This is a genomic window from Senegalia massiliensis (assembly GCF_009911265.1).
Taxonomy (GTDB): Bacteria; Bacillota; Clostridia; order Tissierellales; family SIT17; genus Anaeromonas; species Anaeromonas massiliensis_A.
The window spans coordinates 20,931-39,228 of the sequence record NZ_QXXA01000004.1; the positions used below are offsets into that span (position 1 = coordinate 20,931).

20 protein-coding genes are annotated in these 18,298 nt (G+C 24.4%); 5 read left to right on the forward strand and 15 right to left on the reverse strand.

Annotated features, from left to right (window positions below; all coding sequences use genetic code 11):
- Nucleotides 1-3: 3 nt before the first annotated feature.
- From arcA to D3Z33_RS02325, 5 genes are all read right to left on the reverse strand, one after another.
- Complete coding sequence (arcA, locus tag D3Z33_RS02305) at nucleotides 4-1,233, reverse strand: arginine deiminase (protein ID WP_160196175.1); 1,230 nt, start codon at nucleotides 1,231-1,233, stop codon at nucleotides 4-6.
- Nucleotides 1,234-1,610: 377 nt separating this feature from the next.
- A complete protein-coding gene (locus tag D3Z33_RS02310; RefSeq protein ID WP_160196176.1) occupies nucleotides 1,611-2,879 on the reverse strand; it encodes a hypothetical protein in 1,269 nt (422 codons plus the stop codon).
- Nucleotides 2,869-4,017, reverse strand: a complete 1,149-nt coding sequence (locus D3Z33_RS02315; RefSeq protein ID WP_160196177.1) for a DUF58 domain-containing protein — start codon at nucleotides 4,015-4,017, stop codon at nucleotides 2,869-2,871. Before D3Z33_RS02315 ends, D3Z33_RS02310 begins: the two co-directional genes overlap by 11 nt.
- Nucleotides 4,018-4,026: 9 nt before the next feature.
- Entirely contained in the window at nucleotides 4,027-4,983 is a 957-nt protein-coding gene (locus D3Z33_RS02320; protein WP_160196178.1) for an AAA family ATPase, read from the reverse strand.
- 29 nt (nucleotides 4,984-5,012) lie between these two features.
- Nucleotides 5,013-5,192: a DUF4177 domain-containing protein gene (locus D3Z33_RS02325; RefSeq protein WP_160196179.1), complete on the reverse strand. Its 180-nt coding sequence runs from the start codon at nucleotides 5,190-5,192 to the stop codon at nucleotides 5,013-5,015.
- A gap of 180 nt (nucleotides 5,193-5,372) precedes the next feature.
- Here D3Z33_RS02325 and D3Z33_RS02330 point away from each other — a divergent pair, with 180 nt between their 5' ends.
- A complete protein-coding gene (locus tag D3Z33_RS02330) occupies nucleotides 5,373-5,798 on the forward strand; it encodes a hypothetical protein (RefSeq protein ID WP_160196180.1) in 426 nt (141 codons plus the stop codon).
- A gap of 11 nt (nucleotides 5,799-5,809) precedes the next feature.
- Here D3Z33_RS02330 and D3Z33_RS02335 read toward each other — a convergent pair whose 3' ends face one another.
- Together D3Z33_RS02335 and eam are read right to left on the reverse strand one after the other, a co-directional pair.
- Entirely contained in the window at nucleotides 5,810-6,391 is a 582-nt protein-coding gene (locus tag D3Z33_RS02335) for a hypothetical protein (protein WP_160196181.1), read from the reverse strand.
- A 54-nt stretch (nucleotides 6,392-6,445) separates the two neighbouring features.
- Nucleotides 6,446-7,705, reverse strand: a complete 1,260-nt coding sequence (eam, locus tag D3Z33_RS02340; protein ID WP_160196182.1) for a glutamate 2,3-aminomutase — start codon at nucleotides 7,703-7,705, stop codon at nucleotides 6,446-6,448.
- A 252-nt stretch (nucleotides 7,706-7,957) separates the two neighbouring features.
- On the opposite strand from eam, the gene D3Z33_RS02345 reads away from it, so the two are divergent.
- Together D3Z33_RS02345 and D3Z33_RS02350 are read left to right on the forward strand one after the other, a co-directional pair.
- Nucleotides 7,958-8,932: a hypothetical protein gene (locus D3Z33_RS02345; protein ID WP_160196183.1), complete on the forward strand. Its 975-nt coding sequence runs from the start codon at nucleotides 7,958-7,960 to the stop codon at nucleotides 8,930-8,932.
- A gap of 35 nt (nucleotides 8,933-8,967) precedes the next feature.
- Nucleotides 8,968-10,173: an alanyl-tRNA editing protein gene (locus D3Z33_RS02350; RefSeq protein WP_160196184.1), complete on the forward strand. Its 1,206-nt coding sequence runs from the start codon at nucleotides 8,968-8,970 to the stop codon at nucleotides 10,171-10,173.
- A gap of 10 nt (nucleotides 10,174-10,183) precedes the next feature.
- Here D3Z33_RS02350 and D3Z33_RS02355 read toward each other — a convergent pair whose 3' ends face one another.
- On the reverse strand, nucleotides 10,184-11,428 hold the full coding sequence (locus D3Z33_RS02355; RefSeq protein ID WP_160196185.1) for an aminopeptidase P family protein: 1,245 nt from the start codon (nucleotides 11,426-11,428) through the stop codon (nucleotides 10,184-10,186).
- Nucleotides 11,429-11,438: 10 nt separating this feature from the next.
- On the reverse strand, nucleotides 11,439-11,867 hold the full coding sequence (locus tag D3Z33_RS02360; RefSeq protein WP_160196186.1) for a hypothetical protein: 429 nt from the start codon (nucleotides 11,865-11,867) through the stop codon (nucleotides 11,439-11,441).
- 128 nt (nucleotides 11,868-11,995) lie between these two features.
- Here D3Z33_RS02360 and D3Z33_RS02365 point away from each other — a divergent pair, with 128 nt between their 5' ends.
- Nucleotides 11,996-12,496, forward strand: coding sequence for an SEC-C metal-binding domain-containing protein (locus D3Z33_RS02365; RefSeq protein ID WP_160196187.1), 501 nt, complete (start codon nucleotides 11,996-11,998; stop codon nucleotides 12,494-12,496).
- A 33-nt stretch (nucleotides 12,497-12,529) separates the two neighbouring features.
- Here the strand turns inward: D3Z33_RS02365 and D3Z33_RS02370 are convergent, their stop codons facing one another.
- From D3Z33_RS02370 to D3Z33_RS02385, 4 genes are all read right to left on the reverse strand, one after another.
- Entirely contained in the window at nucleotides 12,530-13,087 is a 558-nt protein-coding gene (locus D3Z33_RS02370) for an HD domain-containing protein (RefSeq protein ID WP_201750410.1), read from the reverse strand.
- A gap of 74 nt (nucleotides 13,088-13,161) precedes the next feature.
- Nucleotides 13,162-14,433 carry an MFS transporter gene (locus D3Z33_RS02375; protein WP_160196189.1) on the reverse strand — a complete coding sequence of 424 codons (1,272 nt, stop codon included), beginning with the start codon at nucleotides 14,431-14,433 and terminating at the stop codon, nucleotides 13,162-13,164.
- A gap of 13 nt (nucleotides 14,434-14,446) precedes the next feature.
- On the reverse strand, nucleotides 14,447-15,748 hold the full coding sequence (locus D3Z33_RS02380) for an ectonucleotide pyrophosphatase/phosphodiesterase (RefSeq protein ID WP_160196190.1): 1,302 nt from the start codon (nucleotides 15,746-15,748) through the stop codon (nucleotides 14,447-14,449).
- Complete coding sequence (locus tag D3Z33_RS02385) at nucleotides 15,741-16,217, reverse strand: methylated-DNA--[protein]-cysteine S-methyltransferase (protein ID WP_347561208.1); 477 nt, start codon at nucleotides 16,215-16,217, stop codon at nucleotides 15,741-15,743. The genes D3Z33_RS02380 and D3Z33_RS02385 overlap by 8 nt, the downstream gene beginning before the upstream one ends.
- A 137-nt stretch (nucleotides 16,218-16,354) precedes the next feature.
- Here D3Z33_RS02385 and D3Z33_RS02390 point away from each other — a divergent pair, with 137 nt between their 5' ends.
- Entirely contained in the window at nucleotides 16,355-16,909 is a 555-nt protein-coding gene (locus D3Z33_RS02390; protein WP_160196191.1) for a biotin transporter BioY, read from the forward strand.
- Between the two features lie 35 nt (nucleotides 16,910-16,944).
- Here D3Z33_RS02390 and D3Z33_RS02395 read toward each other — a convergent pair whose 3' ends face one another.
- Both D3Z33_RS02395 and D3Z33_RS02400 read right to left on the reverse strand, forming a co-directional pair.
- Nucleotides 16,945-18,018: a PRK06851 family protein gene (locus D3Z33_RS02395; protein ID WP_160196192.1), complete on the reverse strand. Its 1,074-nt coding sequence runs from the start codon at nucleotides 18,016-18,018 to the stop codon at nucleotides 16,945-16,947.
- A gap of 4 nt (nucleotides 18,019-18,022) precedes the next feature.
- Complete coding sequence (locus D3Z33_RS02400) at nucleotides 18,023-18,292, reverse strand: GIY-YIG nuclease family protein (protein ID WP_160196193.1); 270 nt, start codon at nucleotides 18,290-18,292, stop codon at nucleotides 18,023-18,025.
- Nucleotides 18,293-18,298 lie beyond the last annotated feature (6 nt).

Sequence of the window (18,298 nt, forward strand, 5' to 3'; positions counted from 1 at the left end):
ATACTAAGCTTTTTCTCTAATTAAAGGCATACTCATACATCTTGGACCTCCACGGCCTCTTACAAGCTCTGTACCTTCAACTTTGTGTAATTTAATTCCTTTTTCTTCTAATATTCTATTAGTTACATGGTTTCTAGCATATACAACAACTTCTCCTGGAGCAATTGTAAGTGTGTTTGATCCATCATTCCATTGTTCTCTTGCTGCATCTATTGGATCTCCACCTGCACATCTTATTAATTCTACATTATCTAATTCAAGATGCTTTGCAAGTAAATGCTCTAAAGTATCTCTTTCTCTTTCTATTTCTAAATCTCCATCTTTACCCTTAGTTATTGAAAATACAGTTAATGGACCTTCAATTCCTGGATGGATTGTAAACTTGTCATGATCAATCATTGTAAATACTGTATCTAAATGCATAAATGCTCTTGATTTAGGTATATCAAAGGCAAGTATTGTTTCAAATGACTCATTATTTTCAAATAACCTTTTAGCTAATTTTTCTACCGAAGCTGCATCTGTTCTTTGAGAAATACCAACTGCTAATACTTTCTCACTTAAAACAAGCTCATCTCCACCTTCAATAGATGTCTTTTCATCTCTATTTAACCAAATTGGTACTCCAGCATCTTTAAATCTTGGGTGATATTTAAAAATATATTCTGCAAATATTGTTTCTCTATTTCTAGTTTCAGTTCTCATTTGGTTTATAGTGATTCCTGTACCAATTGTTGCAAATGGATCTCTTGTAAAATAAAGATTTGTTAATGGATCTAATACTAATGGATAATCACTACTTGCCATATCTGCTAAAGATTCAGCTTTATAGTCTTTTAGTTCAGTTTTTCTGACTCCAGCCATTAAAGTATCTATTAATTCTTTATTATCTAAGTCACTAAAATGATCTTTTAATGCTTTTATAGTGCCTTCACCACTTACATGTGCCTCTTCTAAAAATTGTTCAATAAATTTTTGTCTTACTTCTTTATCTTCAATAGATTCAGCAGCTAACTCTTCTAAATATAACACTTCCACTCCATTATCTTTTAAAACTTGAGCAAAAGCATCATGTTCTTTTCTTGCAGCTTCTAAATCAGGAATATCATCAAATAAAAGTCTTTCCATAAAATCAGGAGTTATGTTTTCAAGTTCACGTCCTGGTCTATGAAGTAATACTGTTTTTAGCTTACCTATTTCTGATGTAACGTCAATAGCTTTTTCATTACTCATAATATAGCCTCCTATTTTAATTTTAATTTATCTTTATTTATTTTGTTCCACTATATTAATTTAATACCCTCTAATATAGTTTTAAACAAAAATAAGATTTTTATTAATGTTTTTATTAATAATTATTCATCTAATGAATATATTTAAATTATAATATCAAGTTTTTTTAATGTCAAATTATAAAAAATGATTATATATGTGAATTCCGTATAAATATACATAACTATTTAAACATTGTTATATGTATTAATAAAATAGCTAATATAAGACTGAAATCGATATCATTATTATTGTATCCAATTTTTATTATTAAAATAAATATACATTTAAATTTATAAAAATTTTTTAAAAAAAATAAAAAATAGGTTCAATTGAACCTATTTTTTATCCATAATACCTTTATATTCATATATTCTTTTCATATCTTCTTCATCAATATTCTTATTACCATATCTAACTTTTTCATATTCTTCTACAAATTTTTTTGCTTGCCTCTCATTTTCTTTATTTTGTAATATAAATTCCCTAGGAGTAAATTCTTTTTTATACTTATATCCTTTTTTAATCATTATTTCTGATATTTGTATGAAAATTAATCTTACTTTATGAAGGTTTTCATTTTTAAATTCATTAATTTTACTTCTCATAACTTTATTTTTGAAGTTGTTAACTATATTATGTCTATCAAATATAAATTCTTTTTCTTCTAATATAATATTTTCATCACCTTTTTCATTATTTTCTATATTTTTTGACATTCTATACAAGATATAAGCCAAAACAATTATTATACCAACTACCAAAACCCATCCTAAATAATTAAATGCTAATTCCATAGTTTCATTTTGGTTTTGTACTTCTAACAAATTTTCATTATTATTAGTAAGCTCTAATGTTGAATCATTAGTTTTTGATTTCGGATTAATTTTTGGTATTATTTTTGATAAAAAATTATATATTATTGAAACTATAAAAATGAGTGGTGCCAATAATACATCTATTATTTTGTTTGAATTTATTAATTTAATATTAGGAATTTCAAAAGAAATATTTATAATAATACCTAGAATCATTATTATAAATATATTTGAAATAACATTAAATATTTTCAAATTTTTGCTTTTATTGATATGATTTCCGCTTGAATAAGCACTATATAAATTTACTCTAATACTAAATATAAATGAAATAATTATAAAAATTAAAATATATGGAATTATGTCATTTACATACCACCTAGTATTTCCTATTAATATATCTAACGAAAATAATAATCCTATCATTAAAGTGAGTATGAATTTTTTAAAGATATCTTTGTTATAATATATTTCATCTTTTAATTTAACACCTTTTATCCAAACTAACAAATAAATAATAGTAAATAATATAAACAACATACTTGTTTTGGAGCTATAATATGAAAATATCATAGAAGTAATAATTCCAATTAAAACTATTACTTTTGATAAAAAAAGTTTGTAATCTTTCTTTATACTAATTAATTTAGATATTAAATAGCTTGTTATAAATAATAAAAATATAAACAATACGATTCTATTAAAATAAATGTTATCTGTTACCATACCTACTATTGTAATTATTAAAATCAAATATCTTAATCCTTCAAAAACAATTTTATAAATCATATTGCATCTCCTTTAGATTAAATATTTCCACATTTGAATCTAAAAATTTTCTATTTGAAATGTTCCTAAGAAATATGAGTTTTATATTATATCCTAAATATATATATTCATTAATAAGTTGTATAGTATTTTTATCTAAAAAAGGAGTTATCAATATAAAAGTAGTATTTTTTCCATAAGTATTTAATATTTCAAAAACTAAATCTTCTAATTTTACTTTCGACATCATAGACATTTTTGCTAATGTATCTAATATCTCTTCTCCAATGCCAAGATTTGCTTCTGGTGGTATTGAAATTATGTTTTCTGTTAATAAGTTATCAGTATGTAATATGGAATTTGTAGAAAAACCTACTGGGATATTTGACTCTATACAATTATTCATTACTGCTGCAGATATATCTATGCCTTTTTCTATTGAATCTTCATCAACATCTATCCAAGATTTTTCATTGCATTGTATATTAAGTATTATCTTTATGGAACTTTCTGATGTAAAGTCAAAATCTTTAACGTATAAGTCATTTGATTTTGCAGTAGCCTTCCAATCAATTATATTAAAACTATCATTTAAATTATATTCTCGAACTCCTTTTATAGCTAAAGGGTCTGATATTATAAATCTTCTAACAGAAATCTCTCCTTGTGGCTCATTTTCTTCTACAATTAAGTCATTAATATCTTTTATTTCAGGATAAACTATAATTTTTAAAGGTGAATTTATATTTATTATTCCTTTAGAAATTCCAATGAAATCTCCAATAGTAATCTTTAGATTATTAATATTATAATAACCCCTTTTATTTATATGAAATTTATTTCTTCTAGTAACTTTTTGATAAGGAAGTAAAGATGTTATTACTCTATAGATATTTGTATTTATACTTTTTTTATAGCTATAATTTTGATCAATATACTTTACTGGTTCCGGCAATTCAGCATAAATTTCTATCCAAGGTAAAGGTATAAATTTATGATTACTTATTATTGTAGTAATCATTATCTCTTCTTCTGGAAACACTATATTTTTATTTGTAAATCTAGTATATTTTATATTTTTTATAGATATATTTTCCCATACTCTACTAAATGTAATTAAAATAATTATAAACAATAAAATAGATATAAAAATATTCATATTTAACACCTAAGAACCTATTTTTTCTGAAGGTACTTTAGTATTTTTTACTATTTCTTCAATTATATTATCTGTATTAATATTAGAAAATCTAGATTTTCCTTGCACAATAATTCTATGTCTAAATACTTCCTTTATAATTTTTTTTATATCATCTGGAATTACAAAATCCCTTCCCTGTATTGCAGCTCTTGCCTGTGAACCTTTAAAAAGTGCTTGAGCTCCCCTTGGACTTATTCCAAGCTTTATATCATCATGAGTTCTAGTATTTCTAACTAATTCTAATATATAATTAATTAAATCATCATCTACTTTTACTTTTTCAAATAACTTTCTGGCTTTTAATATATCTTGTGAATCAACAACTGCTTTTATATTAGTAAAAGGACTTTTACTTTTAAATCTTTTAAGTATTTTTAACTCTTCCTCAAAATTAGGATAACCTATGGATAATTTCATGAAAAATCTATCTAATTGTGCCTCAGGTAATGGATAAGTACCTGAGTTTTCTACTGGATTTTGTGTTGCTATAACAAAAAAGGGTTGTCCTAACAAATGTGTTTCTCCATCAATTGTTAATTGATTTTCTTCCATAGCTTCAAGTAAACTAGATTGAGTTCTAGGTGTTGCCCTATTAATTTCATCAGCAAGAACTAAGTTATTCATAAGAGGACCTTTTTTAAACATAAATTCACTTGTCTTTTGATTAAAATAATTTATGCCAGTAATATCAGTGGGCAATAAATCAGGAGTAAATTGTATTCTTGAAAAATTACTATCTATTGACTTTGCGATAGTTCTTGCAAGTAATGTCTTACCAAGTCCTGGTACATCTTCTAATAATATATGTCCTCTACATAATATAGCTATAATAATATTCTCTATTATTTCATCTTTACCTACTATTACTTTTTGAACATTTTCTTTAATATTATCTGTCATATTTTTTATTCTCTCAATTTCCAATTTTCATTCCTCCAGTAAATTACCATTTTTCAGCTTCTAGCTCTTTTAAAAACTGCTGCTATATTTCTTCCGCTTGCTGAAGAAGTAAAACCTACCATCTCCCATCCTTCTTCTCCTAATTCATTTAGCTTATTTTCATGTTCCTTAGTAAGAACCATAGAAGTCATACCATGTAATCTAAGGTTTTCTACTTTATATTCAAACTTCAATATATTTCACCTCTTTTTTAATTATATAGAATATTAATTATTATTCTATCATAGTTTAAAACATATATATTATTTTTTAAATAATTAATATATAATTTTATATTTTATGGTTATAAATATTAATATAATATTCAATTATTTGTCCATAATATATAATTATAATTGTTAGGAGATGAAAATATGGAGAAAAATAGAGTTCAAATTGATTGGTTAAATAAATTATATGATGATATTTATTATAGTGATCTAGAAGATAGTGAACATTCACTGGATATTATAAGTAATTTAATTTCAGATAAAGAAATTAAATCAACAAATAAAGAAGATAAAAACCTTGTAGGTATTGTTGTAGAGGTCACTGAAGAACTAGTTGAATTTTTAGAAAGTGAAGATCTAAATCAAAGTGCTGAATTTATAAGTCAAAAAATCGAAGAAATACAAAATGGTGAATTTGATGAAGCATTTAGAGAAGAATATTTTCCTGATTTTTATGACTTAGAAAAAGATGAAGAAATACCTTATGAAGATTTAACGGTTGATATAGATATAAATGAAGATGAAGACATTCCTGAAGATGTTGATTTAGATGAATTAGACGAGTATTAAAAAAAATCCTATTAAATTAGGATTTCTTTTTTTTGAATTAATTCATTTATAAAATCAACTGCAGGTGAAGGTTTATAAAAATATTTCAATTCTCCATGTTCATTATATAATATTTGAATTATTCTATAAACATCTTGGACTGTTATTTTATCAAAATCATACTTCAATAATTTATTTATGATATAACTTGCTAGTTCATTATCAATAACGTATACATCATAATCACTTTTTTTAAATGCCTTTCTAAGCTCTGATATTGTAAGAATATCTTTTAAAGCCATTTTATATATATTGTTATATTGATTTTCTATATCTACAACCATTTTAGACCAATGCTTGAATCCTTCTGTATTTAACTTGGGCAGTACTTTGTTTTTATCTTCAAATATTTTTATTAAAAGAATCTTAAGGCAGTGGTTTATAGCAGATTTAGATATGAATAACTCATACCACTTTTCTTCACTTACATCCTTATTTAATCCACTTTTAGCCCTAATTTTTCTTATAATGCCTATATTTTCATATTTATATTTCATTATAAAAAAATCAATAAACTCTCTTAAATCTGATAGTAATGCTTCGTTATTGTTCAAAACACTAACCTCCTTTTATAAAGGATTATTGACAAATTATATATTATTATACTCCTAATAAACTTTCTTTATATCTATGGTAGGATGATTTTCATATTTTAAAACTTTACCTTCCCAAGTTCTAATCATTATATAATCTTTTCCCCTAGAAATTAAATATTCTGGTAATATTGGTGTCTTACCTTGACCTTTAGGGGCATTAATTATATAAGTAGGTATTGCCATTCCAGATGTATAACCTCTTAAATATTCCATTATTTCTATTCCATCATCTACAGAAGTATTGAAATGAGTAGTCCCTTTTACATGTTTAGCATGAAATATATAATATGGTTTAACCCTTATCTTAAGTAATTCATGATTTAACGATCTCATTATATATTTATCATTATTGATTCCATTTAATAATACTGCTTGATTTCCTAGTGGTATCCCTGCATTTGTTAATTTTTCACAAGCCTCCTTAGATTCTGTTGTTATTTCTTTAGGATGATTGAAATGAGAGTTTATATATATTGGATGATATTTTTTCAACATATCAACTAGACTATCAGTGATTCGTTGCGGCATAGTAACAAGTGTTCTTGATCCTATTCTTATATATTCAACATGAGGTATCTCTTTAAGACTTTTGAGTATCCATTCCAATCTATCATCTGATAAAGTAAGTGGATCTCCTCCAGTTATTAGAACATCTCTTATTTCAGGATTGTTTTTGATGTAATTAATAGATTCATTTATTAACTCAGTATTCGTATGATTGTCAACTTGACCTATGTTTCTTCTCCTTTGACAATGTCTACAGTACATGGCACATTCATTTGTAACATTTATTATTAATCTATCAGGGTATCTTCTTGTAATACTTCCAGCAGGATTTGTATATTCTTCTCCCATAGGATCATTATCTCCTACCTCATCTACTATCTCAATAATAGATGGTATAGATAACATTCTAATTGGGTCATATTTATCATTTTTATGCATTAAGCTTATATAATATGGAGAAATTGCCCATCTATATTTTTTTCCTACTTTTTCTATTGAACTCTTTTCCTCATTAGATAGGTCTATTAATTTATTTAATGTTTCTATATCAGAAACTCTATTTTTCAATTGCCATTTGTAGTCGTTCCAATCTTCTTCATTAGCTTTTAGAACTTTTAAAATATGCTTTTTATTTTTTTTATACTCATCTTCTAACTCAAGTCCTTTTGGTATAGAATCTCTAATTTTTAAGTAATCATCGATTGATTTACGTAAAACTTCAGCTCTTTCTAAAGATGCTTTTCTTTTCAATTTCTGCTCTTTCATAACATTCCTCCTATTGTGAATTTATATGATAATCTACAATTCTAGCAATTTATTTAATTAATATATAATTTTTTTGCTAGTTGTAAGAATAATTTGGATTTCTTTACTCATAAAAAAGTTTTAATTTTAATACTATTAGTAGTAAGAGAAATTAGATAAGTCATAAAAATGTGAATTTTGCAAAAGTTATTCTAAATTTAATTATAACCTTAAGTTTAGGTATTGTCAATTTTATTAAAGGAGATAATATGAATGAAAACTTCTAATTCTATGTTTTTTATTATATCATTTTTTATAATAATAGTTTTAATTTTATTTTTAAGTTACAAAGTTATGCCTAGCACAAATTCTAAATCTGATAATTTTATTTTAACTGAAGATATTATAGATGAATATTTTTCTGATGATATAAATAAAAAAGCAAACTCTATAGAAAAAATAAAACAAATAGTGCTTTCTGACTTAGGGTTTGAAAATTGGCTGGAATATAAAGAATATATGGAAATATTAGTATTTCCAACGGATCTTCAAAATAATCCAGATATTGATATTATAATTGGTTTAAACTTATCTAAAGATACTGGGTTAATAGCAATTTATAAAAAGGAAAATAGTAATTATGTTTTAAATAATTATATTAAAGATTTATCTTATATTGATTATATAAGCACATATGAAGTTAATGATAAATTTTTCTTAGCTGTAGAAGAAATAATTGATGAAAAACTTGGTGGGTATTTTTATGATGAAAGACTTGTGATATATTATAAAGAAGAAAGTTTTAATAAAGTTTTTGAAGATAGCAAAATATATGAATCATATTTTTATGAAGGATGGAAAAAAGAAGATATAAAAAATCCAAAATGGTTCAAATTAACGGAAAATAATATTATAGATATTATAGAAGATAAAGATAATATAAAAATTAAAAATAATAAAGAATTAAAACTATATGTTAGTGAAGAATCCTCCACTTCTATACCAAGTAATTTCGATGAATATAAATCAAAAAAATTTAATTTAGATTATTTTTGGGATAAAGATTTAAATTATTTTATTCAAAATAGAGGAATATTGGTTGACTCTGGAGAATTAATAGGTATTGTTTCTATTTCAAATCAAAATATAGATTATTACTTAGATAATGAAGAGGTAACCTATAAAATAATTGATCAAAAAGGAAATATACGATATGAAAGTTTAGATAAAATTAGGGTATTAAACTAATATAAAAACTGTGAAACTTTAAAGAGGTGTTAATGATGACGGAAAAAGTTTATTTAGAAAATCCTTATTTGATGAAATTAAATGCTAAAATATTAGAAAATAAATTTAAAAATAATAAATTTTATGTGAAATTAAATAGAACAATATTTTATCCTAATATGTCTGGAGGACAGTTAGGTGATAAAGGTAGTATTGATGGAATTGAAGTTTTAGATGTTTACGAAAAAAATGACGATATAATACATGTTTTAAGTGATTTACCTAAAAACGAAATCGTTGAATTACATATTAACTGGGATATAAGATTTAAAAATATGCAACAACATACAGGTCAGCATATAGTCTCTAATGCCTTCTCAAAACTACTTGACTTTGAAACAATAAGTTTTCATATGAATAAAGATTTTAATTACATAGATATTAAAGCTAATTTTCTAAATCAAAATGTGATAGATAAGATAGAATCTTATTCCAATAGAATAGTATTTTCTAATTTTGAAATTTATTGTTATATTATTGATGATAAAACTATCTCAAAAATACCATTGAGAGAAACTACAAAAAAAGAAACAGATATTAGAATAGTAGAAATTAATAAATTAGATTTTTGTGCCTGTGGTGGAACACATCATAGAAGAACTGGTGAAGTAGGTCTTATAAAACTAATAAATTGGTATAAGATTAAAGATAATTATAGAGTTGAATTTGTATGTGGTGTAAAAGCATTAGAAGATTATAATTTAAAAAATAATATAATTACTAAACTTAAAAATGACCTTAGTATAAGTACTAATGACACTTTAGAAGCAATAAATAAAATCAAATTAGAATTAGAAAATTTCAAAAAATCTAATACAATTTTAAAAACTAAATTAATTGACTATAAAACTATTTGGTTAAAAAACAATTCAATTAAATATAAAAATATAAAAATAATATCTGATGCTGTAGATGAATTTGATTTAAATGAAACGATAAAAATTATTAATCATATTACTCAATACAATAATTATGTAATAATAATAGGTATAAATGAAAATGATAAATCTCAGTTTGTTTTAGCAAAATCTTCTAACTTAAATATAAATATAAAAAATGTTTTTGATAAGTTACTTTATTCAATTAATGGTAATGGTGTTAGAAATAAAAATATATATCAAGGTGGATGTAAGGAATCTAATAAAGCACAATCAATAGTTACTAATGGGTTAAATTTAATAAAAGAAGAAGTAGATAGATAGGTACATGTACCTATCTATTTTTCATAAATTCTTCTATCTCATCTACAGTTTTTATTATGTCTTCAGATAAATTTATACATCCATCATCTGTAATTAGAACATCATCTTCTATTCTTATACCTATGTTTTCATCTTCAATATATAATCCAGGTTCAACTGTTATAACCATGCCTTTTTCTAATTTTTTGTCTCTATCTCCCACATCATGAGTATCTAACCCCATGTGATGTGAGACTCCATGAAAATAGTATTTTGTTATTTCATCATCATTTTTCAATATATTTAATTTTTTAGCTTTTTCTATTAATATACTTTTAGTATAGTCATTAAGCTCTTTTAAAGTAATTCCTGGTTTAACTTTTTCTATTGTTTTTACCTCCGCCTCTAATACAGATTCATAGACTTCTCTCTGTCTTTTAGAGAACTTTCCATTTACAGGAAAGGTTCTTGAAATATCTGAGCTATAATAGTCCCATTTTGCTCCTAAATCAAATAATATTAAGTCATTTTCCTTAAGTATTTGATTGTTTTCTTCATAATGTAATATTGTTGCATTTTCACCTGAAGCTGCTATAGTCTTAAATGCATAATCTTTAGCACCATTATATTTTATACTAAAATCAAAAAAAGCTTCCAATTGATATTCATATAATCCTGGCTTAGAATTCTTCATTAAATTTTCTATTCCCTCTTTAGTTATAGATATCGCTTTTTTAATATTTTTTATTTCTTCTTCACTTTTTATCATTCTAATTTCACTTATTTTATTATAAATATTTATAATATTTATATGTGGATATTTTTTATTTAAATCCCTTGCAAACAAATGAGATTTTTTAAAATCATCATTCCAACTAGATTTTTCTAAATCAAGATATACGTTCTCAATATTTTTAGTATTTAAAATAGTATTTAAATTAGATTTAAATTCTTCTAAATAAATTACCTTTTCTATACCACTTATATCTTTAACCTCATCTTTTCTAAGTTTTTTACCGACCCATTTTTCTAACTGTGGATCAGGTTTTTCTATATAAATTCTTTCAACTATTTTATCATTTGTTTTTAAAACTACTAATATGAAACTTTCTCTTTTAAGTCCTGTATTATAATAAAAATTCATATTAGGTAAAAATGTATAATCTTCATCTGCACTTTTATGTTGTGGATTGCCTGAAAATAATACTATTAAAGAATTATCTTTTAAATTTTCTGCTAATTTTTTTCTATTTTGTATGAAAAAATTTTTTTCCATAAAACCACTCCTAGTTTTTATTATTTATATTTTTATTAATATCTTTGTAACTTAAAATAAAATAAGAATATTCTATTGATAATATAGATGCATTAAATAATACTAAAAATAATGAATATATATCATTCTTAATGCTATTATTTATAGAAAACACATAGTTGAAAATTCCATTAACGAGTAATATTAAACTTATAATGAAAAATATAACTATAATCACCTTAAATCTAGCTTTTGAATTCAACTTAAAGCAATTTCTTACCATTCTAAGCATTATATAAGTAATCCAAATTGTATATATCATTATGTAGATGAAATAAATACTTTCAAATAATTTATTATTATCAAATTCATATATACTATATACAAAAAACACAAAACTAATTAAACGAATAAGTATTCCAATCGGTGATACTTTTTTTATTATATTCTTTTTTCTCATATGTACCTTACCTTTCTTTTTATATTATAACATAATAATTTTTCTATTAAAATTGTTATGTTATAATACATATCATCTATTTTTTATGTTATAATTATTCTTGCAATACAATTTAAAGGAGAATGTGTATGAGTTTATATAAAGAATGGACAAGTTTAGTAGAATCACATGCTACGCCAGAACAATATGAAGAATTTTGGAAATTGTATCTTCCACAAGAGCAAAAGATTTATGAAGCAATATTATCTAATAAAGAAAATATTGTAAAAGGCAATATTAAAGATTTAGCGTCAAAATTTGATGTAGAACCTGTTATACTTACAGGATTTATTGATGGTATAAATTCTAGTTTAAACACTGAGGTGGATTTAGATTCACTAGAAAAAAATAGTGATATAGAAATCAATATTAATTTTGAAAAATTATTTTATAATATGCATGATGCTAAAGCAAAATGGCTTTATAAATTACCTCAATGGGAAGATGTTTTATCTAAAGAAAAAAGAAAAGAGATTAAAAAAGAATATGATAAAACAGTTATAGTAGTAAAAGAAGAAAAAATTGGTAGAAATGACCCTTGCCCTTGCGGAAGTGGTAAAAAGTATAAAAAGTGTTGTTTAAATAAATAAATGGATAAATCATATGATTTATCCATTTATTTATTATAATAAACTTAATCCTTCTTTATTAAGTTCCTCTTCTCTATTTTTAAGACCTTCTATTACAATATTTAAATGTTCATTGAAATCCATTTCTAGATCTTGTGAACTCTCTTTTATCTGATCCCTATCTACTGCAGCAGCAAAAGATTTTGTTTTTAATTTCTTTTTTACAGACTTAGGTTTTAAACCTTCAAATTTAGTAGGTCTTACAAGTGCTGATGCTACCACGAAGCTAGATAATTCATCTATAGCATATAATGTTTTTGCCATAAGAGAATTTCTTTCTTCTTCTTTTGACCCATGTCCCTTTATAGCATGTATTATATCTTCACCTATTCCCTTATCCCTTAAAATTTCTATACCTTTATAAGGATGCTCTTCTGGACACATTTCAAAATCAATATCATGCAATAATCCCGATATAGACCATTTCTCTATATCTTCATCAAAATATTTAGCATAAGCTATCATACTTGATTCAACTGCAAGTGAATGTTTTATAAGACTATCTTCTTTAACATATTCCTTTAATAATTCAAAAGCTTCTTCCCTATTCAAAATATCACTCCTAAATAAATAATTATATTTCATCATATCATATAATTATTTGAATTTACAGATATTTTTTGAGATTAGTTTTTAACATTGGTTTTTGAAATTTCTTTTTCAACAGGTGTTTTTAAAAATATTAATAATCCTATTACAAATAATACTATTATACTAAATACACCATAATTTGTTTGTCCAGTAATATGTGTTACTCCACCTACAAGAAGTGGCCCCATTATTGCTGCAAATTTTCCAAATATATTATAGAAACCAAAAAACTCACTTGAATTTTCTTTTGGTACTAATTTTCCAAAATAAGATCTACTTAAACCCTGAATTCCTCCTTGAGATGTTCCTACAAGTATAGCAAGTATCCAAAAATCAAAAGCACTATCCAAAAAATATGCATAAATACAAATAAATATATATACTATTATACCAAACATAATCATTTTTCTAGCAGTAAATCTTTCTGCTAATTTTCCATAAATAATGGCAAAAGGAAATGCTACAAATTGGGTGACTAAAAGAACTATTAACAGAGTAGTCATACCTATACCTAAATCTGCTCCATAACTTGTAGCCATTTTAATTATAGTTGATACACCATCAATATAGAAAAAATAAGCAACTAAAAATATAAATACTTGTTTATGTTTTGTTATGTTTCTAAAGGTATTATATAATCTTATAAAGCTTTTTTTCATTACTTTATTTTCTCTTTTGATACCATAAACTTGCTTTACATTTTTTATCATAGGTAAAGAAAATACACCCCACCATAATGCAGTTATTATAAATGATATTTTAAATACAAGAGACATACTCATAGAGATAATCTCCATCTGAGAAAGTATAACTATTGTAAGAGAAATAATAAATGGTATTGTACTTCCTATATAGCCCAGTGCAAATCCGTATGTAGAAACCTTATCCATTTTGTCTTTAGTAGTAACATCTGTAAGAAAAGCATCATAAAAAATATTTGACCCTGCAAATCCTACAGAACTAATAAGATAAAATATTAATAATATAGGCCATAATCCAGTAGTAACAAAAGAAAGTCCTAAGGTTGCAAATATCCCAAGAGATACAAAGCTTACAAAAAATATCTTTTTGTATCCTCTATAATCTGCCATTGTACCCAGTATAGGTGCAATTATTGCAATTATAAAAGTAGCTAAGGAATTAATATATCCCCAGTATGCTGTTGACATTGATTGAGTTTTTCCTGCATCTGTTAAAATCATTTTAAAAAATAAAGGCAAAATTGTAGAAACTACAGTAAGTGTATAAGCAGAATTAGCCCAGTCATAAAGTATCCAACTTTTTTCTAGTTTATTCATTTTATTCATATTAATCCCCCTATTAATTAATTATTTCATCTAACGCCCTTCCATCTATATTTTCCATCTCAAACCCTAATAATTTGGAAAAAGTATTTGCATAATCTATCAAATTCATCTTTTCTAATATGACATTTTTCTTAATACCTTTTCCTTTTGCCATAAATACAGTTGTATAATTTTCTTTAAAAGGTGAATATCCATGTGTTGATAAAGTTATATGTGGAACTTGTCCTACATCGTTCTTATCTATATATTCAATTACATTTCTATCATGATTATCTAAAAAATAATATCCCTTTTTTGCTTCAAGCATAAAACTACAATTTTCATCTGCACCTAATTCTTTTGCCTGACTTGATGAAAATATATCTTCAATACAATTATATTTATCATTAAATTGATTTAATACATTTAATACTTTTTTCTTTACTGCAATATCATTATTATTTATATAAATATAAGCAGAACCATCACAATTTTTAAGTATTGCTTTCCAACTATTTATATTTCCAGTATTATTAACTTCAATAAGTCCATTATCTTTAAAAAGTTTATTAATATAAATAATTTTATCTTCATTTAAACTACTATGATCTCCTAATAGAATAATGGTACTTTCATCATACATATTTGATTTTTTAAGGGTATTTATTATTTTTCCTAATCTATCATCATGTCTTTTCAATGCATCTTTGGCTTCTTTAGAATAAAATCCAAAATTATGTCTTATAGTATCTAAATCAGTAAAATGAACCATTGTAATATCTGGTTTCTTATTTTCTAATGTATAATTTAAACAACTACTTGTAAAATTATCTAATTCAGGTTGAGATTTGCCTTTTCTTATATTTCCATATTTAAAATTCATTGATAATTGATAAATTGGACTACCATTTAGTAAAGAAACTGTTATTTGATTTTCCCATTTTCTATTTGCAAATATCTCAGGCATATTGTACTGTATTTTTGATTTAGCAGTTACAGGCCATAAAAGTGCAGCTACTTTCATTCCTTTTTGTATTGCTATGTCATAAAATGTTTCTGATTTAATAGATTTTCTATGCCAGTACCAATCAGGAGAAGTTGTATTTAATTGTAAAAAAGTATTATTTATTACTCCATGATTATTAGGATATTTTCCTGTAACTATACTAGTATGTGCAGGATAAGTAAGACTTGGGTAAACACTATATACATTTTTACAATATGATGAGTCCTTAATAAAATCCTTAAAATTCGGTAATTTATTTATATAATCAAAATCTAAAGTTGATAAGCCATCAAATGAAACAATTATTAAATGTTTAGTTTTTCTACTCATCCTTATTCTTCCTTTCATGATCTATTAGCCATTGCTTTCTCCATAACCCTGAACCATAACCAACTAATTTTCCATTACTACCTATAACTCTGTGACAAGGTATTATTATTGAAATATTATTTTTATTGTTAGCATTTCCTACAGCTCTGTATGCTTTTTTATTATTAATCTCTTTTGCTATATCTCCATAAGAACACACTTCACCATAATTAATAGTTCGTAATGCATTCCAAACTTTTTCTTGAAACTTGGTTCCTTGTGTTTTAATAGGAATAAAAAATTCTTTTCTATTTCCGTCAAAATACTCTTCTAATTGTCTTTTACACTTTAAATTTAATTCATTATGTTTTTCTTTAAATCTTATTTGTTTAACAAAATTCACAGATAAAATATATTTATTATCAGCTTCTATTTCTATAATTCCTATAGGTGAATCCAAATACAATATATAATTTAAATTTTCTTTGATTATAATCAACTCCTTAAATGAATCTTTGTTAACTAATCTAATGGAATTTAGTTGACAATGATTAAACTTTATTATATTATAACATTGTTAACATTAGTAGATCGTTATAGTTAACAATACATATTTGGAGGTAATATATGAAAACAAGAGATATAACATTAATTTCCTTATTCGTGGCATTAACAGCTGTTTGTGCACAAATATCAATACCATTACCATCAGGAGTTCCAATTACATTGCAAATTTTAGCTGTATTTTTATCAGGAGCAATTTTAGGAAGTAAATATGGCTTCTTATCACAAATAGTATATCTTTTATTAGGAACTGTAGGTATTCCCTTATTTTCTTTAGGTACAGGTGGATTACAAATATTGTTAGGTCTTACTGGAGGATATATTTGGAGTTTTCCTATTGCTAGTTTTATTATAGGATTAATTATAGAAAAAAGTAGTCATACTTCTAATCAACAAAAAATATTTCAATATGGTATTTCTTTCCTTATTGGTCTAGTTATAATATATCTTTTTGGTTCTGTCCAGTTTTACATATTATCAAATATGACTTATATAGACACTATAAAAGTGACAATATTACCATTTATAATACCAGATCTGATAAAAATAGCAATTTCTGTTCCACTGGTAATTAAAATAAAAAGTTCTCTATTAAAATCAAATTTGTTATATATATAATATCATATATACAAAATAAAAACCCATATGGGTTTTTATTTTGTATATTGTAAAATTCTATTTATTAATGTATTTTTAAATTCATCTACTTTTTCAAAATCAATATTTTGAACATAAAATTTTTCTAATTCATCATGTAAAGCTTTTGAATTTCTAATATTATCTATTGCTTTATCAATTAACATATCTACCATTTTTTTATCTTCCTCTATTGCTTCTATATATATATTATAAAGGTTTTGATTTCTATAATCGTTAAGATTTAATGTTTTATGCTTATCTTTGAATTTTTCATTTATAGTTATACCTACTTTTATATCTTTTATAAATATAGTTTCTATCTTTTGTGGAATTAAAGGAGTGTGTAAAATTTCTACATCTAATCCTCTTTCAATAGCAGACTTATAAATTCTTTTAAATAATGTAGTCTTTCCTGTACCTGGATCTCCACTTATGCTATAAATATTTATAGCATTTGATAATACTGATTCTGTATAATTAACAAAACCCTCTGGTGTATAAGAGCTTCCAAATAAATGTCTTTCATTCCCTCTTTTATCAGAATAAGTTTGACCCATAAATAATTCAGAAATAAATTGATTAGTTTCTAAATTTATCTTTCCAAAATCCATAAAACTAGAATTAAGATCAATAATATTTTCTAATATATTTTTAGCTGATCTTAAATATTTATATCCTCTTTTAAAACTATTACTCACTTTTTCATTTACAGATATTATTTCCTTTTTATTCTCTTCCATTTTTTTCGTGTCCCAAAAGTCGCCCATGTTTATTATTTCATCTACTGCTCCAGGATTTTTTGCTGCAATTGTATGGGGTGAAGTTGCATCAATCATTGCTACTTTTATTTTAGGTATAACTACAGCATCTATACTATTGTTATCTGAAGAGCAATGATGATATTCTAAATCATAGCCTCTATTGTAAAACTCTCTTCCTATATTCTTCATTAATGAAGATTTACCAGTTCCTGGACCTCCTTTTACTAAAAATATTCTATTTGCATCTTTCCCTATAATATAATCATAATATGAAAAAAATCCTTCCCCTGTATTTCCACCTGGAAAATAATCTTTTATTACTGGCATATTATTACCCCTCTCTTATTTGATTTTTAACTTTAAAATCTTTTATTAGTTTTTCTTTTTTATCTTTCTTAAACTGCTTTATTTCATATTCCCTTTTTGTTGCCTTTTTTTTAGTAGTGTATTTTTCATAATATTCTAATTTTACTGGTAATCTCCCTCTTGTATATTTTGCCCCTTTTCCACTATTATGCACCTTTAATCTGTTTTTTATATCTACTGTCCATCCAGTATATAAAGTATCATCACTACATCTTAATATATAAACATAATTCATAATAAT

Excerpts from the sequence above, each read along its gene's own strand:
- D3Z33_RS02345 (WP_160196183.1), top strand. The coding sequence starts at position 7,958 with ATGAAAACTTCTAATTCTATGTTTTTTATTATATCATTTTTTATAATA.
- D3Z33_RS02400 (WP_160196193.1), bottom strand. The coding sequence starts at position 18,292 with ATGAATTATGTTTATATATTAAGATGTAGTGATGATACTTTATATACT.
- D3Z33_RS02315 (WP_160196177.1), bottom strand. The coding sequence starts at position 4,017 with ATGAATATTTTTATATCTATTTTATTGTTTATAATTATTTTAATTACA.
- D3Z33_RS02330 (WP_160196180.1), top strand. The coding sequence starts at position 5,373 with ATGGAGAAAAATAGAGTTCAAATTGATTGGTTAAATAAATTATATGAT.
- D3Z33_RS02310 (WP_160196176.1), bottom strand. The coding sequence starts at position 2,879 with ATGATTTATAAAATTGTTTTTGAAGGATTAAGATATTTGATTTTAATA.
- D3Z33_RS02380 (WP_160196190.1), bottom strand. The coding sequence starts at position 15,748 with ATGAGTAGAAAAACTAAACATTTAATAATTGTTTCATTTGATGGCTTA.
- D3Z33_RS02350 (WP_160196184.1), top strand. The coding sequence starts at position 8,968 with ATGACGGAAAAAGTTTATTTAGAAAATCCTTATTTGATGAAATTAAAT.
- D3Z33_RS02365 (WP_160196187.1), top strand. The coding sequence starts at position 11,996 with ATGAGTTTATATAAAGAATGGACAAGTTTAGTAGAATCACATGCTACG.
- D3Z33_RS02390 (WP_160196191.1), top strand. The coding sequence starts at position 16,355 with ATGAAAACAAGAGATATAACATTAATTTCCTTATTCGTGGCATTAACA.
- D3Z33_RS02395 (WP_160196192.1), bottom strand. The coding sequence starts at position 18,018 with ATGCCAGTAATAAAAGATTATTTTCCAGGTGGAAATACAGGGGAAGGA.
- D3Z33_RS02360 (WP_160196186.1), bottom strand. The coding sequence starts at position 11,867 with ATGAGAAAAAAGAATATAATAAAAAAAGTATCACCGATTGGAATACTT.
- arcA (WP_160196175.1), bottom strand. The coding sequence starts at position 1,233 with ATGAGTAATGAAAAAGCTATTGACGTTACATCAGAAATAGGTAAGCTA.
- D3Z33_RS02355 (WP_160196185.1), bottom strand. The coding sequence starts at position 11,428 with ATGGAAAAAAATTTTTTCATACAAAATAGAAAAAAATTAGCAGAAAAT.
- D3Z33_RS02375 (WP_160196189.1), bottom strand. The coding sequence starts at position 14,433 with ATGAATAAAATGAATAAACTAGAAAAAAGTTGGATACTTTATGACTGG.
- eam (WP_160196182.1), bottom strand. The coding sequence starts at position 7,705 with ATGAAAGAGCAGAAATTGAAAAGAAAAGCATCTTTAGAAAGAGCTGAA.